10 protein-coding genes, 1 tRNA gene and 3 rRNA genes are annotated in these 16,089 nt (G+C 54.3%); 9 read left to right on the forward strand and 5 right to left on the reverse strand.

What is annotated here, in order from left to right; genetic code table 11:
* Positions 1–3 precede the first annotated feature (3 nt).
* Complete coding sequence (gene rbsR / locus BJP61_RS01285; protein WP_161579449.1) at positions 4–996, forward strand: ribose operon transcriptional repressor RbsR; 993 nt, start codon at positions 4–6, stop codon at positions 994–996.
* Here rbsR and mdtD read toward each other — a convergent pair.
* Both mdtD and BJP61_RS01295 read right to left on the reverse strand, forming a co-directional pair.
* Positions 993–2,387 (reverse strand): multidrug transporter subunit MdtD, encoded by a 1,395-nt coding sequence (gene mdtD / locus BJP61_RS01290; protein ID WP_171997672.1) that lies wholly within the window; start codon positions 2,385–2,387, stop codon positions 993–995. The two genes, rbsR and mdtD, sit on opposite strands and share 4 nt — an antisense overlap.
* Positions 2,388–2,400: 13 nt before the next feature.
* Complete coding sequence (locus BJP61_RS01295) at positions 2,401–3,102, reverse strand: FadR/GntR family transcriptional regulator (RefSeq protein ID WP_171997674.1); 702 nt, start codon at positions 3,100–3,102, stop codon at positions 2,401–2,403.
* Between the two features lie 464 nt (positions 3,103–3,566).
* Between BJP61_RS01295 and BJP61_RS01300 the strand changes: the two genes are divergently transcribed.
* The 4 genes from BJP61_RS01300 to rrf all read left to right on the forward strand — a co-directional run bounded on the left by BJP61_RS01300 (position 3,567) and on the right by rrf (position 8,576).
* Positions 3,567–5,109, forward strand: a 16S ribosomal RNA gene (locus tag BJP61_RS01300).
* A gap of 78 nt (positions 5,110–5,187) precedes the next feature.
* A tRNA-Glu gene (locus BJP61_RS01305) sits at positions 5,188–5,263 on the forward strand.
* Between the two features lie 201 nt (positions 5,264–5,464).
* Positions 5,465–8,367: ribosomal RNA gene (locus BJP61_RS01310) — 23S ribosomal RNA — on the forward strand.
* Positions 8,368–8,460: 93 nt separating this feature from the next.
* Positions 8,461–8,576, forward strand: a 5S ribosomal RNA gene (gene rrf, locus BJP61_RS01315).
* Together the 16S, 23S and 5S rRNA genes with 1 tRNA gene alongside form the textbook arrangement of a ribosomal RNA operon.
* 130 nt (positions 8,577–8,706) lie before the next feature.
* Here the strand turns inward: rrf and mobB are convergent.
* Positions 8,707–9,219, reverse strand: coding sequence for a molybdopterin-guanine dinucleotide biosynthesis protein MobB (gene mobB, locus BJP61_RS01320; protein WP_161580133.1), 513 nt, complete (start codon positions 9,217–9,219; stop codon positions 8,707–8,709).
* Positions 9,219–9,797: a molybdenum cofactor guanylyltransferase MobA gene (gene mobA / locus BJP61_RS01325; protein WP_038866465.1), complete on the reverse strand. Its 579-nt coding sequence runs from the start codon at positions 9,795–9,797 to the stop codon at positions 9,219–9,221. Before mobA ends, mobB begins: the two co-directional genes overlap by 1 nt.
* A 66-nt stretch (positions 9,798–9,863) precedes the next feature.
* Here mobA and BJP61_RS01330 point away from each other — a divergent pair, with 66 nt between their 5' ends.
* The 3 genes from BJP61_RS01330 to dsbA all read left to right on the forward strand — a co-directional run bounded on the left by BJP61_RS01330 (position 9,864) and on the right by dsbA (position 11,847).
* On the forward strand, positions 9,864–10,133 hold the full coding sequence (locus BJP61_RS01330; protein ID WP_038866469.1) for a YihD family protein: 270 nt from the start codon (positions 9,864–9,866) through the stop codon (positions 10,131–10,133).
* 76 nt (positions 10,134–10,209) lie between these two features.
* Positions 10,210–11,196, forward strand: a complete 987-nt coding sequence (locus BJP61_RS01335) for a serine/threonine protein kinase (RefSeq protein ID WP_171997676.1) — start codon at positions 10,210–10,212, stop codon at positions 11,194–11,196.
* 27 nt (positions 11,197–11,223) lie between these two features.
* On the forward strand, positions 11,224–11,847 hold the full coding sequence (dsbA, locus tag BJP61_RS01340; protein WP_038866786.1) for a thiol:disulfide interchange protein DsbA: 624 nt from the start codon (positions 11,224–11,226) through the stop codon (positions 11,845–11,847).
* A 28-nt stretch (positions 11,848–11,875) separates the two neighbouring features.
* Here the strand turns inward: dsbA and BJP61_RS01345 are convergent, their stop codons facing one another.
* Positions 11,876–12,784, reverse strand: coding sequence for an acyltransferase (locus BJP61_RS01345; RefSeq protein WP_171999218.1), 909 nt, complete (start codon positions 12,782–12,784; stop codon positions 11,876–11,878).
* 428 nt (positions 12,785–13,212) lie between these two features.
* Here BJP61_RS01345 and polA point away from each other — a divergent pair, with 428 nt between their 5' ends.
* The gene (polA, locus tag BJP61_RS01350; RefSeq protein ID WP_171997678.1) at positions 13,213–15,996 is read left to right on the forward strand and encodes a DNA polymerase I; all 2,784 of its coding nucleotides are present in this window, start codon (positions 13,213–13,215) and stop codon (positions 15,994–15,996) included.
* Positions 15,997–16,089 lie beyond the last annotated feature (93 nt).

Genomic DNA, 16,089 nt, shown 5'->3' on the forward strand with positions numbered 1-16,089 from the left:
ATCGTGGCGACAATGAAAGATGTCGCCCGCCTTGCGGGTGTCTCCACCTCAACCGTTTCGCACGTCATTAATAAAGACCGCTTCGTCAGCGACGCCATTCGTGTGCGGGTGGAAGATGCCGTCCGAACGCTGAATTACGCGCCGTCAGCGCTGGCGCGCAGCCTGAAGCTGAATCAGACGCGTACCATCGGCATGCTGATCACCGCAAGCTCCAACCCCTTTTATTCCGAGCTGGTGCGCGGTGTGGAGCGCAGCTGCTTTGAGCGCGGCTACAGCCTGGTGTTGTGTAATACCGAAGGCGACGAACAGCGGATGAACCGCAACCTGGAAACGCTGCTGCAAAAGCGCGTCGACGGCTTGTTACTGCTCTGCACCGAAACGCACCAGCCTTCGCCCGCGATTATGACGCGCTACCCGGCGATCCCGACGGTGATGATGGACTGGTCGCCCTTCGACGGCGACAGCGATGTAATACAGGATAACTCGCTGCTGGGCGGTGATATCGCCACGCGGCATCTTATTGAAAAAGGTTTTACGCGAATCGCCTGCGTGACCGGCCCGCTGGACAAGACGCCGGCGCGTCAGCGTCTGGAAGGCTATCGCACCGCGATGCGGCGCGCAGGTCTGCCGGTGCCGGAAGGTTATGAAGTCATTGGCGACTTTGAATTTGCGGGCGGCCTGCGAGCGATGCAGTCGCTACTGGCACTGCCCGAACCGCCGCAAGCCGTATTTATGGGTAACGATGCCATGGCGGTCGGCGCCTATCAGGCGCTCTACCAGGCCGGGCTGCGCATTCCGCAGGATATCGCGCTGGTGGGGTACGACGATATTGAACTGGCACGCTATATGACTCCGCCGCTGACTACTATCCATCAACCTAAAGATGAACTGGGCGAGCTCGCCATCGACGTGCTCATCCATCGCATGGCGCAGCCGGAGCTCCAGCAGCAGCGCCTGCAACTGACGCCGGTGCTGATGGAGCGCGGCTCGGCTTAAGCCTTGTGGCGCTCTTTGATCAGGTTGCGGCCATCTTTAGGACGCAACAGCATAAAGACCAGCGATGACACCACGGTAATGACGCCCATTGTAATAAAGGTGTAGTGGAACTGCTCGACGGTGTTGGCGTTATCAAACCCTTCATAGAAGCGCAGCACCGCCGCGCTGACGGCCACCCCAAGGCTTATCGACAACTGCTGCGTTACCGCCAGCATACTGTTGCCGCCGCTGGCGCTTTCATCTGTGAGATCCGCAAGCGTAATGGTGTTCATCGCAGTGAACTGCGTGGACATGGCGAGGCCCAGGACAAACAGCGGCAGGATCAGCAGCCAGACCTGGTTATCCGGCGACTGCAGCGAAAACTGCGCAATCATCAGCCCGATAAACAGAGTGACGCCTACCAGCGTTTTACGATACCCGAACCAGCGCAGCACCTGCGTTACGCCTGATTTAGCGATAATCGAACCGACCGCCGTCGGCGCCATCATGCAGCCTGCGATAAACGCCGGATAGCCAAACCCCACCTGTAGCATCAGCGGCATCAGGAACGGCACGCAGCCGGTGCCGAGGCGGGAGGCAATATTCCCGGCAATGCCAACGGAAAAGGTGCGCGTCTTAAACAGGGAGAGCGAGATCAGCGGGGCGCTATGACCGCGGGCGTGCCAGATGTAGGCGGCCAGCAATAACAGCCCGCAGATAATCACGCACAAAGCAATCCAGGTCGCGACGATGCGTTCGCCGAAAAGCTCCATGCCGCTGGAAAACAGCACCAGACTCAGGCCGAACAGAAAGAAGCCTGGCATATCGAAGCGGCGACGCGGCGTGGTGAAGTTCGGCATATATTTACGGGCGTAAAACAGACCCGCGACGCCAATCGGGATGTTAATCAGGAATATCCAGTGCCAGCTTGCCCAGGTCACCAGCACGCCGCCGAGCAGCGGCCCAAGGATGGGGCCAACCAGACCGGGCATCGTGACGAAATTCAGCACCGGCAGGAGTTCGCTGCGGGGATAGGCTCTCAGGAGCGCGAGACGCGCCACCGGCATCATCATCGCGCCGCCGATACCCTGCACGATACGAAAGATAACCAGCTCGCCAAGCGAACCTGACAACGCGCAGGCCAGTGAACCGAAAGTAAAGAGAGAAACGGCGATCATAAAAACGCGGCGGGTGCCGAAGCGGTCGGCCAGCCAGCCGCTGACGGGGATAAGCATCGCGACCGTCAGGGTGTAACTGATAATCGCTGACTGCATCGCCAGCGGAGAACGGTTAAGGCTTTGAGCAATGGCTGGCAGGGCGGTGTTGAGAATGGTGGCATCCAGTGCCTGCATAAAAAAGGCCATCGCCGCTATCCACGGCAGGCCCGCCATACTGCGCGCTTTTTTAGTCATGCGGATCCTGTTGTTATTTTCCTGGCGACGCGGAAGCCTGTAGCAGCGCCTGACAGGCGCGGTACGCCTCATCGCTTCGGGACGCAATAATAGCGTCCGCAATCGCCTGATGAATTTCGGGCTTGATAACCTGGTTGTGCGTTATCGACGTGAAATAATTGTAATAGATTGAGCGGAACAGGCTTGCGAAAGCGGTCATAAAGGGATTACCGCTCATCTCATAGATTTGCTCGTGATAGGCCATGTCCACTTCTATCCAGCGTTCGCGGTTAAAAGAGACTTGCAGCGCCTGCATTTCTTCCAGCGTGTTTTTGAACTGCTGTTTTTGCGCGTCGCTGCCGTTAAGCGCGGCCAGCGCGCAGGCCTGAGGCTCAAGGCTGTGGCGCATAACCAGGAAATGATTCACCACGGTAGGGAAATCTTCAATGCCCATCCACCAGGTGAGCAGCTCTTTATCAAGAAAGTTCCACTGACTCTGGGGCAGCACACGTGTACCGATACGCGGGCGCGGCAAAACCAATCCTTTCGCTGTTAAGGTTTTCACGGCTTCCCTTACCGCCGTGCGGCTCACGCCGAACTGTTCTCCCAGCTCCATTTCGCCAGGTAAAATCTCGCCGGGCTTAACGTCGCCTTTAAGGATGCGTTGCGCCAGTTTTTCTGCCAGGACATAAGAAAGGTTTTTTTGGGCCGCCTGTTGATGCGCCAGTAACGACATAATGGCAATTCCTTTAGCTGTACAACGCTAAGAGTATGCCACCGCAGGGCCCGATCTGATGCAAAAAACGGCAAATAACAGGCTGTATGGCGGTTTTACGCGATAAATGGTGAAAAAAACCGCGCTTAAAAACTTTTTTCAAATTACCTCTTGTCAGATTCTGATTACTCCCTATAATGCGCCTCCACTGACACGGCACAACGGCAAACGAGCCGGCCCGTCAGGCAGACGAAAGCGAAAATAAACGCTTGACTCTGAAAGAGGAAAGCGTAATATACGCCACCTCGCGACAGCAGGCTGAAGGCCGCGTCGCACCGCTCTTTAACAATTTATCAGACAATCTGTGTGGGCACTCGGGGCACTGATATCTTAACGTCTTCGGACGATAAACGAATATCAAGTCTCAAGTGAACAACAGTTAATTCATTACGAACTAACAGTTTAATTCTTTGAGCATCAAACTTTAATTGAAGAGTTTGATCATGGCTCAGATTGAACGCTGGCGGCAGGCCTAACACATGCAAGTCGAACGGTAACAGAAAGCAGCTTGCTGCTTTGCTGACGAGTGGCGGACGGGTGAGTAATGTCTGGGAAACTGCCTGATGGAGGGGGATAACTACTGGAAACGGTAGCTAATACCGCATAACGTCGCAAGACCAAAGTGGGGGACCTTCGGGCCTCATGCCATCAGATGTGCCCAGATGGGATTAGCTAGTAGGTGGGGTAACGGCTCACCTAGGCGACGATCCCTAGCTGGTCTGAGAGGATGACCAGCCACACTGGAACTGAGACACGGTCCAGACTCCTACGGGAGGCAGCAGTGGGGAATATTGCACAATGGGCGCAAGCCTGATGCAGCCATGCCGCGTGTATGAAGAAGGCCTTCGGGTTGTAAAGTACTTTCAGCGAGGAGGAAGGGGTTAAGGTTAATAACCTTGGCCATTGACGTTACTCGCAGAAGAAGCACCGGCTAACTCCGTGCCAGCAGCCGCGGTAATACGGAGGGTGCAAGCGTTAATCGGAATTACTGGGCGTAAAGCGCACGCAGGCGGTCTGTCAAGTCGGATGTGAAATCCCCGGGCTCAACCTGGGAACTGCATCCGAAACTGGCAGGCTTGAGTCTCGTAGAGGGGGGTAGAATTCCAGGTGTAGCGGTGAAATGCGTAGAGATCTGGAGGAATACCGGTGGCGAAGGCGGCCCCCTGGACGAAGACTGACGCTCAGGTGCGAAAGCGTGGGGAGCAAACAGGATTAGATACCCTGGTAGTCCACGCCGTAAACGATGTCGACTTGGAGGTTGTGCCCTTGAGGCGTGGCTTCCGGAGCTAACGCGTTAAGTCGACCGCCTGGGGAGTACGGCCGCAAGGTTAAAACTCAAATGAATTGACGGGGGCCCGCACAAGCGGTGGAGCATGTGGTTTAATTCGATGCAACGCGAAGAACCTTACCTGGTCTTGACATCCAGAGAATCCTGCAGAGATGCGGGAGTGCCTTCGGGAGCTCTGAGACAGGTGCTGCATGGCTGTCGTCAGCTCGTGTTGTGAAATGTTGGGTTAAGTCCCGCAACGAGCGCAACCCTTATCCTTTGTTGCCAGCACGTGATGGTGGGAACTCAAAGGAGACTGCCGGTGATAAACCGGAGGAAGGTGGGGATGACGTCAAGTCATCATGGCCCTTACGACCAGGGCTACACACGTGCTACAATGGCGCATACAAAGAGAAGCGACCTCGCGAGAGCAAGCGGACCTCATAAAGTGCGTCGTAGTCCGGATTGGAGTCTGCAACTCGACTCCATGAAGTCGGAATCGCTAGTAATCGTGGATCAGAATGCCACGGTGAATACGTTCCCGGGCCTTGTACACACCGCCCGTCACACCATGGGAGTGGGTTGCAAAAGAAGTAGGTAGCTTAACCTTCGGGAGGGCGCTTACCACTTTGTGATTCATGACTGGGGTGAAGTCGTAACAAGGTAACCGTAGGGGAACCTGCGGTTGGATCACCTCCTTACCTGCAAGATACAACCTCGCGTGCTCACACAGATTGTCTGATAGAAAGTAAAGAAGCAGGGTTGTCTGCGAAAGCGAAGTCCCTTTCGTCTAGAGGCCCAGGACACCGCCCTTTCACGGCGGTAACAGGGGTTCGAATCCCCTAAGGGACGCCACCTGCTGGTAATGAGTGAAAGGCGTTACCGATTAATATCTCAAAAATGACTGTTAAGTCACGTTTGAGATATTTGCTCTTTAACAATCCGGAACAAGCTGAAAATTGAAACAGACACGCTGCTGCATTCTTCCGTAATAAGGAATGCGCGGTGTGTCAGAGTCTCTCAAACTCGCAGCACGAAGACTTCTTCGGGTTGTGAGGTTAAGCGAACAAGCGTACACGGTGGATGCCCTGGCAGTCAGAGGCGATGAAGGACGTGCTAATCTGCGAAAAGCGCCGGTAAGGTGATATGAACCGTTATAACCGGCGATGTCCGAATGGGGAAACCCAGTGCAATTCGTTGCACTATCTCAGCATGAATACATAGTGCTGTGAGGCGAACCGGGGGAACTGAAACATCTAAGTACCCCGAGGAAAAGAAATCAACCGAGATTCCCCCAGTAGCGGCGAGCGAACGGGGAACAGCCCAGAGCCTGAATCAGCTTGTGTGTCAGTGGAACGGTCTGGAAAGGCCGGCGATACAGGGTGACAGCCCCGTACACGAAGGCACACAGGCTGTGAGCTCGATGAGTAGGGCGGGACACGTGATATCCTGTCTGAAGATGGGGGGACCATCCTCCAAGGCTAAATACTCCTGACTGACCGATAGTGAACCAGTACCGTGAGGGAAAGGCGAAAAGAACCCCGGCGAGGGGAGTGAAACAGAACCTGAAACCGTGTACGTACAAGCAGTGGGAGCCTTCGTAAGAGGGTGACTGCGTACCTTTTGTATAATGGGTCAGCGACTTATATTCTGTAGCAAGGTTAACCGCATAGGGGAGCCGAAGGGAAACCGAGTCTTAATTGGGCGTTAAGTTGCAGGGTATAGACCCGAAACCCGGTGATCTAGCCATGGGCAGGTTGAAGGTTGGGTAACACTAACTGGAGGACCGAACCGACTAATGTTGAAAAATTAGCGGATGACCTGTGGCTGGGGGTGAAAGGCCAATCAAACCGGGAGATAGCTGGTTCTCCCCGAAAGCTATTTAGGTAGCGCCTCGTGAACTCATCTTCGGGGTAGAGCACTGTTTCGGCTAGGGGGCCATCCCGGCTTACCAACCCGATGCAAACTGCGAATACCGAAGAATGTTATCACGGGAGACACACGGCGGGTGCTAACGTCCGTCGTGAAGAGGGAAACAACCCAGACCGCCAGCTAAGGTCCCAAAGTCATGGTTAAGTGGGAAACGATGTGGGAAGGCCCAGACAGCCAGGATGTTGGCTTAGAAGCAGCCATCATTTAAAGAAAGCGTAATAGCTCACTGGTCGAGTCGGCCTGCGCGGAAGATGTAACGGGGCTAAACCATGCACCGAAGCTGCGGCAGCGACACTGTGTGTTGTTGGGTAGGGGAGCGTTCTGTAAGCCTGCGAAGGTGTGCTGTGAGGCATGCTGGAGGTATCAGAAGTGCGAATGCTGACATAAGTAACGATAAAGCGGGTGAAAAGCCCGCTCGCCGGAAGACCAAGGGTTCCTGTCCAACGTTAATCGGGGCAGGGTGAGTCGACCCCTAAGGCGAGGCCGAAAGGCGTAGTCGATGGGAAACAGGTTAATATTCCTGTACTTGGTGTTACTGCGAAGGGGGGACGGAGAAGGCTATGTTGGCCGGGCGACGGTTGTCCCGGTTTAAGCGTGTAGGTGTGATGACCAGGCAAATCCGGTTATCTTTAACACTGAGGCGTGATGACGAGGCACTACGGTGCTGAAGCAATAAATGCCCTGCTTCCAGGAAAAGCCTCTAAGCATCAGGTAACACGAAATCGTACCCCAAACCGACACAGGTGGTCAGGTAGAGAATACCAAGGCGCTTGAGAGAACTCGGGTGAAGGAACTAGGCAAAATGGTGCCGTAACTTCGGGAGAAGGCACGCTGACATGTAGGTGAAGCCCCTGCGGGTGGAGCTGAAGTCAGTCGAAGATACCAGCTGGCTGCAACTGTTTATTAAAAACACAGCACTGTGCAAACACGAAAGTGGACGTATACGGTGTGACGCCTGCCCGGTGCCGGAAGGTTAATTGATGGGGTTATCGCAAGAGAAGCTCCTGATCGAAGCCCCGGTAAACGGCGGCCGTAACTATAACGGTCCTAAGGTAGCGAAATTCCTTGTCGGGTAAGTTCCGACCTGCACGAATGGCGTAATGATGGCCAGGCTGTCTCCACCCGAGACTCAGTGAAATTGAACTCGCTGTGAAGATGCAGTGTACCCGCGGCAAGACGGAAAGACCCCGTGAACCTTTACTACAGCTTGACACTGAACATTGAGCCTTGATGTGTAGGATAGGTGGGAGGCTTTGAAGCGTGGACGCCAGTCTGCGTGGAGCCAACCTTGAAATACCACCCTTTAATGTTTGATGTTCTAACCTGGCGCCATAATCTGGCGTGGGGACAGTGTCTGGTGGGTAGTTTGACTGGGGCGGTCTCCTCCCAAAGTGTAACGGAGGAGCACGAAGGTCAGCTAATCCTGGTCGGACATCAGGAGGTTAGTGCAATGGCATAAGCTGGCTTGACTGCGAGAGTGACGGCTCGAGCAGGTGCGAAAGCAGGTCATAGTGATCCGGTGGTTCTGTATGGAAGGGCCATCGCTCAACGGATAAAAGGTACTCCGGGGATAACAGGCTGATACCGCCCAAGAGTTCATATCGACGGCGGTGTTTGGCACCTCGATGTCGGCTCATCACATCCTGGGGCTGAAGTAGGTCCCAAGGGTATGGCTGTTCGCCATTTAAAGTGGTACGCGAGCTGGGTTTAGAACGTCGTGAGACAGTTCGGTCCCTATCTGCCGTGGGCGCTGGAGAATTGAGGGGGGCTGCTCCCAGTACGAGAGGACCGGAGTGGACGCATCACTGGTGTTCGGGTTGTCATGCCAATGGCACTGCCCGGTAGCTAAATGCGGAAGAGATAAGTGCTGAAAGCATCTAAGCACGAAACTTGCCCCGAGATGAGTTCTCCCTGAGACTTTAAGTCTCCTGAAGGAACGTTGAAGACGACGACGTTGATAGGCCGGGTGTGTAAGCGCAGCGATGCGTTGAGCTAACCGGTACTAATGAACCGTGAGGCTTAACCTTACAACGCCAAAGAAGTCTGGCGTGTTGAGAGATGATATTCAGCTTGTGACGGATAAACGTTCATGGCGGTATGCGGTGGACGGACAGAATTTGCCTGGCGGCTGTAGCGCGGTGGTCCCACCTGACCCCATGCCGAACTCAGAAGTGAAACGCCGTAGCGCCGATGGTAGTGTGGGGCCTCCCCATGCGAGAGTAGGGAACTGCCAGGCATCAAATTAAGAACCCCTCAGCCGTGCTGAGGGGTTTTTGCTTTTTGCGGCCCGGATTTTATTATCTGGCGCTTTTCTCGAATTGCTTTACTCTTCAGGCCTTTCCCCGCACCGACACCGTTGAACAGAATCATCCCTGTCCAGCCAGCCACCCGGCAATAAAGGCCGCGATCTGTGCCGGATCGTTGAGATTCAGTACTGGTAAATCAATGCCCGACAACGGTATGTCGCTCGCGACCGCGATAACATGCCGATCTGGCTTTAGCTCTGCGACCTCTCTTCCTGCCGCTTTTCGAAAAAGTATAATTTTCGCAATCGCGTCGTGTTTAAAGCCTTCGACCAGAATCACATCCAGCTGCGTGCTATCCATTCGGCTTGCCAGATAATAGAGATCGGGATCCTTCTCATCTGGCGTTTCGGTCATCAGTGCCCAGCGTTTCGTGCTGGCGACTAACGTTTGCGCAGCACCCGCTTTGCGAAGTTCATAACTGTCTTTGCCTGGCGTGTCTACATCCATATCATGATGCGTATGTTTAATCAGGCCCGGCCGGATGCCTCTTTCACGCAACAGCGGGATGAGCGTCTTCAGAAGCGTCGTTTTTCCCGTGCCGCTCCACGCCGCGATACCCAATAACGGAACCATTATTTCTCCTGCCAGCGTTCAAGGTCGGCCAGCGTATTTACGTTAGCAAAATCGTCTTTATTGGAAAACGTCACGGCATCACCGTTAATTTCACGCAGAAAAGCCATCACGCGCCGCTCATCACGCGCAAGATATGCTGCAAGCGGCGTTTTTACTGAATGGTGAATCAGCGCGATAGCGGGATGATCGCGCACGCCGTCGCTCACCCACACCGCAGGACGCGCTTCTTTAGCGGCCCACAGGCGCCGCGCCAGAATGGGCGGAATGTAAGGCGTGTCGCACGGGCAAAACAGATACCACTCGCTTTGAAGCTGCTGCATTACGGAGAGCATGCCCGCCAGCGGCCCCGGAAAATTCGGTAGCGTATCGGTGATAACCGGGTATCCGCTGGCGCCGTAAGCCTCCAGGTCCCGGTTAGCGCTTATTGCGACATGCTCCACCTGCGCGGCCAGACGCTCCGCCACATGTCGCCATAGCGGTTTGCCGTTCAGTAACATCAGCCCTTTATTTTGCCCACCCATTCGCGTCGCCCGGCCACCTGCCAGCACCACGCCGGTAATCGCGCTAAGCTTATCCAAGAATATCACCTCTTTTCATACGGTTTTGTCCCTGATAACGTGTCAGCCAGATAAAAGGAGCCCATCATGAAATGCAAACGTCTTAATGAAGTTATTGAGTTGCTTCATCCCGCCTGGGAAAAAGAACCGGATCTCAACCTGCTGGAATTTCTGCAAAAGCTGGCCGCCGAGTCTGGTTTCACCGGCGAACTGGCCGATCTTACCGATGATATTCTGATTTATCAGTTAAAAATGCGCGATGCCGATAAAGACGCCGTGATCCCTGGCATCCAGAAGGATTACGAAGATGATTTCAAAACGGCGTTGCTGCGTGCCCGCGGCGTGATTAAAGAGTAAAAGCTTGTAAGAGAAGCTCTCGCTCGCGCTGCGAAATGATATCCTGAAGCATTGCTTGTGTTTTCCGGATATCGGGATGACAGATAACGCTTTTACTTTCCAGACGCTTCAGCCAGATACCATAATGGATGCCCTGTTTGAACAGGGCATTCGTGTGGATTCTGGTTTAACCGCGCTCAATAGCTTTGAAAACCGCGTTTATCTTTTTCAGGATGAAGATCGTAAACGTTTCGTCGTGAAATTTTACCGCCCGCACCGCTGGAGCTCTGACCAAATCCGTGAAGAGCATCATTTCGCGCTTGAGCTGGAAACCGACGAAGTGCCCGTGGCGGCGCCGCTGCGTCTTAATGGCGATACGCTGTTAACGCATGACGGCTTTATGTTTGCCGTTTTCCCGGGCCTCGGCGGCCGTCAATATGAAACGGATAACCTCGATCATATGGAGTGGGTCGGGCGCTATCTGGGTCGTATCCATCAGACCGGCAAGCAGCGCCTCTTCTTACATCGTCCCACCATCGGCATTAACGAATACCTGCTGGAGCCGCGCGCGGCTTATGAGACAAGCACGCTAATCCCTGCCTCGCTTAAAGCCGCGTTTTTACAGGCGACTGATGCGCTTACGGCGGCCGTTACCGCGCGCTGGCAGCCCGGTTATGACGCGCTGCGCCTGCATGGCGACTGCCATCCGGGTAATATTCTCTGGCGCGACGGCCCACTCTTTGTCGATCTTGATGATGCCCGTAACGGCCCGGCCATTCAGGATCTCTGGATGCTACTGAACGGCGACGCCGCCGAGCAGCGTATGCAGATGGAAACTATCCTCGAAGCCTATGAAGAATTCACGTCCTTTAATATTAAAGAGCTGGAGCTGATAGAGCCGCTGCGCGCGATGCGCCAGGTCTACTATCTGGCCTGGCTTATCCGTCGCTGGGAAGATCCCGCGTTTCCGCGCAATTTCCCCTGGCTTGCTGAAGAAGATTTCTGGCGCCGTCAGACGGCGACCTTTAACGAGCAAATTCGGGCGCTCAATGCGCCTCCTCTACAATTAACGCCAATGTATTGATCAGTAATATTCAGGAGAGAGTAAATGATGAAGAAGATTTGGCTGGCGCTGGCCGGTATGGTGATGGCATTCAGCGTATCCGCTGCCGACTACACTGACGGTAAGCAATACAACACGCTGGAAAAACCGGTCGCTGGCGCGCCGCAGGTCATGGAGTTCTTTTCCTTCTACTGCCCGCACTGCTACCAGTTTGAAGAAGTGCTGCACGTTTCTGACAACGTGAAGAAAAAGCTGCCGGCAGGCACCAAAATGACCAAATACCACGTTGAATTCCTGGGCCCGCTGGGTAAAGACCTGACGCAGGCGTGGGCTGTGGCGATGGCGATGGGCATCGAAGATAAAATCACGGCGCCGATGTTTGAAGCCGTACAGAAAACCCAGACCGTACAAACGCCAGCCGATATCCGTAAAGTCTTTATCGATGCGGGCGTGAAACCGGAAGAATATGACGCGGCCTGGAACAGCTTTGTCGTGAAATCGCTGGTCGCCCAGCAGGAAAAAGCGGCGGCGGATGTCGGTCTGCAGGGAGTACCTGCCATGTACGTGAACGGCAAATACCAGCTGAACCCGCAGGGCATGGATACCAGCAATATGGACGTATTCGTTCAGCAATATGCGGATACCGTAAACTTCCTGCTCAGCAAGAAATAATCGGCACGCCTGGTAAAAGAAAAGCCGGTCAATGACCGGCTTTTTTGTGCACCTGATACAGTGCGTCAAGCTCGGCGTCTTTTTCGCTCCACAGCCCGTTCAGCCACTGCTGAAAATGTCGTTTAAAACTTTTATCGTTAACGTAATCACCATGCAGTGACGCATCCAGCGGTAATAAATGAATTCGCACCACAATACGCGTCAGCTTTCCGCTCAGCATGTCGTAAAACGGCGTGCGGTTATTTTCCGGATAGCAGAGCGTCACGTTTAACATTTTGTCGAATTGCTTTCCCAGCACATTCAGCGCCATGGCAATGCCTGCGGCTTTCGGCGCAAGCAAATGCATAAATGGCGAGCGCAGCTGTCGCTGTTTTTCTTCGGTAAAACGTGAGCCTTCAACGAAATTTACAATCGTGGTGGGATTGTGCCGGAATTTCTCGCAAGAGCGACGTGTGGTTTCGACATCTTTACCGCGGCGTTCCGGATGGCGCAATAAATAGCTGCGGGAATAACGTCGCATAAAAGGCATATCCAGTGCCCAGCAGGCGAGGCCAATAAACGGCACCCAGGCAAGTTGTTGTTTAAGAAAGTATTTATTCATTGGAATATGCTTACGAAACAACACGCACAGCACCACAATATCGGCCCAGCTATGATGATTACTGATAAGCAAATACCAGCTCTTTTTATTCAGACCTTCCAGTCCTTCCACATCCCATTTGAGATGGGGATTCAGGTGCAGCAGTAACGCCAGCCCTTCGCACCAGCAATACATCATAAAATTACAGAAGCTGGAAACAGAGCGCCAGACGGCAGGAAAAGGCAGCAGCAGTTTAATTATTCCGGCAAGGATAATCGGTACGGAGCATAAAATGGTAACCACAATAGCCAGCACAACGCTCAACAGTAGCGTCGCCGCGGCGCGTAATCTCAACATCATAGTTTTCAGGCAGTCAGATAAAATGCCGGGGTCGGCAGAGGGCGCAGATTCTAACAGAAAACGTTCAGCCGTGATGTGGCTGAACGTAACGCGGAATGAATAACAGTGGGTTTTATGCGCTAAAAAAGCGAACCGGCAAACGCCATTTTTTATATCCACAATAAAACTTTTCCGCTAAAAAATAATTAGCAGCGACAGGAATTTTATAACTGTCTGATTTTTTAGATGATTTGTAGCGCTTCGCTACATTTTTATGTCGCGTTATTAATAGCTTAGGTTTTTGTGCACAAAGTTATCCACAGGGCGGGTTGCGAGCGATCGCGCGGATCGACAAAACTTTCTGGCCGATCGGCCCTTTGGGTTTCATGTTTTGCGCCAGGCTATGGCATCCTTTATCCATAACTTCATTATCAGGCACGGACATTATGGTTCAGATCCCAGAAAATCCCCTTATTCTCGTCGATGGCTCTTCTTATCTGTATCGGGCGTATCACGCGTTTCCGCCCCTGACTAACAGCGCGGGCGAGCCCACAGGCGCGATGTATGGCGTGCTGAATATGCTGCGCAGCCTGATACTGCAGTACCAGCCCACCCATGCTGCCGTGGTGTTTGACGCCAAAGGGAAAACCTTCCGTGACGAACTGTTCGAGCACTATAAATCCCATCGTCCGCCGATGCCCGACGATCTGCGCGCGCAGATTGAGCCGCTGCACGCGATGGTGAAAGCGATGGGGTTACCGCTGCTGGCGGTGTCAGGCGTGGAAGCGGACGACGTTATCGGTACGCTCGCGAAAGAAGCGGCGGCGGCGGGCCGCGCGGTGCTTATCAGTACCGGCGATAAAGATATGGCCCAGCTTGTGACGCCAGACGTCACGCTTATCAATACCATGACCAACACGGTGCTGGGGCCGGAAGAAGTGTGTGCGAAATATGGCGTGCCGCCGGAGCTGATTATCGATTTCCTGGCGCTGATGGGCGACTCATCCGATAACATTCCGGGCGTGCCGGGCGTCGGCGAAAAAACCGCCCAGGCGCTGCTGCAGGGGCTCGGCGGTCTGGACGCGCTCTATGCGAACCCGGAGAAAATCGCGGAGCTTTCCTTCCGCGGCGCCAAAACCATGGCGGCGAAGCTTGAGCAGAACAAAGAGGTGGCATACCTCTCGTATCAGCTGGCGACCATTAAAACCGACGTGGAGCTGGAGCTGAGCCACGACCGCCTTGAAGTTCAGCCGCCGCTGGCCGATGAACTGCTTACCCTCTTCAGACAGTACGAATTCAAACGCTGGACGTCCGACCTGGAAGCCGGCAAATGGCTGCAGTCGCGAGGCAAACCCGCGGCGAAACCAACAGAAACCATTGTTGTTGAGGCGGAGCCGGAAGAAGAGGCCGTCGCGCTCTCTGCGGAGCGCTACGTCACTATCCTTGATGAAGAAACGCTGGTGGAGTGGATTGCACGCATCAGAAAAGCGCCGGTAGTGGCGGTTGATACCGAAACCGACAGCCTTGATAACCTGACAGCCAACCTGGTCGGCATTTCCTTTGCCACCGAGCCGGGCCTTGCGGCTTACATTCCGGTCGCGCATGACTATCTGGACGCGCCGGACCAGCTCGCCCGCGATCGCGTACTCGAATTACTAAAACCGCTGCTCGAAGATGAAAAGCTGGTGAAAGTGGGCCAGAATCTGAAGTTCGACCGCGGCATTTTGCAGAACTACGGCATTGAGCTGCGCGGTATCGTCTTCGACACGATGCTGGAATCCTACATGCTGGACAGCGTCTCTGGCCGCCACGATATGGACAGCCTCTCCAGCCGCTGGCTTAAGCACACCACCATCACGTTTGAGCAGATTGCCGGCAAGGGCAAAAATCAGCTCACGTTCAACCAGATAGATCTCGAACAGGCCGGACGCTATGCGGCGGAAGATGCGGACGTCACGCTCCAGCTGCACCTGAAAATGTGGCCGAAACTCCAGCAACACAAAGGCCCGCTGAATATCTTTGAACATATCGAAATGCCGCTGGTGCCGGTGCTGTCGCGTATTGAGCGTAATGGCGTAAAAATCGATCCGGCGGTGCTGCACGCGCATTCGCAGGAGATTGCCCATAAGCTTGCTGAACTTGAGCAAAAAGCCCATGAGATCGCCGGCGAGCCGTTTAATCTCTCCTCTACCAAACAGCTGCAAACCATTCTGTTTGAAAAACAGGGTATCAAGCCGCTGAAGAAAACGCCGGGCGGCGCGCCGTCCACGTCAGAAGAGGTGCTGGAGGAGCTGGCGCTCGATTACCCCTTGCCGAAAGTCATTCTGCAATACCGCGGGCTCGCGAAGCTGAAATCGACCTACACCGACAAGCTACCGCAGATGATCAACCCGAAAACCGGCCGCGTGCATACCTCGTATCACCAGGCGGTCACCGCAACCGGGCGTCTCTCTTCTACCGACCCGAACCTGCAAAACATCCCGGTGCGTAACGATGAAGGCCGTCGCATTCGCCAGGCGTTTATCGCGCCGGAGGATTACGTGATTGTCTCTGCGGACTACTCGCAAATTGAGCTGCGCATTATGGCGCATCTGTCGCGCGACAAAGGGCTGCTTAGCGCTTTTGCCGAGGGCAAGGATATCCACCGCGCAACTGCGGCGGAAGTCTTTGGCCTGCCGCTGGACAGCGTCTCTAACGAGCAGCGCCGCAGCGCCAAGGCGATTAACTTTGGTCTCATCTACGGCATGAGCGCGTTCGGGCTGTCGCGCCAGCTGAATATCCCGCGTAAAGAGTCGCAGAAGTACATGGATCTCTACTTCGAGCGCTACCCCGGCGTGCTGGAGTATATGGAGCGCACCCGCAAGCAGGCGAAAGAGCAGGGCTATGTGGAAACGCTGGATGGACGTCGTCTCTATCTGCCGGATATCAACGCCAGCAATGCAGCAAGGCGCGCAGGCGCGGAACGCGCGGCGATTAACGCGCCGATGCAGGGCACCGCAGCGGATATCATCAAACGCGCCATGATTGCGGTCGACGGCTGGCTGCAAAAAGAGCAGCCGCGCGTGAAAATGATCATGCAGGTGCATGATGAACTGGTGTTTGAAGTGCATAAAGATGATGTCGAGGCGGTGTCGCAGAAAATTCATGAACTGATGGAAAACAGCATGAAACTGGACGTGCCGTTGCTGGTGGAAGTCGGTAGTGGCGAGAACTGGGATCAGGCGCATTAACCCCTGAACGGTGAGAACGCGCTTTTGTAACTTAGCAACATAACTAATAGATTTTTGTGATAATCATTAGAAATTGCTATGTAAAGAATGAAA

The sequence above is a fragment of the Cronobacter sp. JZ38 genome, from assembly GCF_008932145.1.
Taxonomy (GTDB): Bacteria; Pseudomonadota; Gammaproteobacteria; order Enterobacterales; family Enterobacteriaceae; genus Cronobacter; species Cronobacter muytjensii.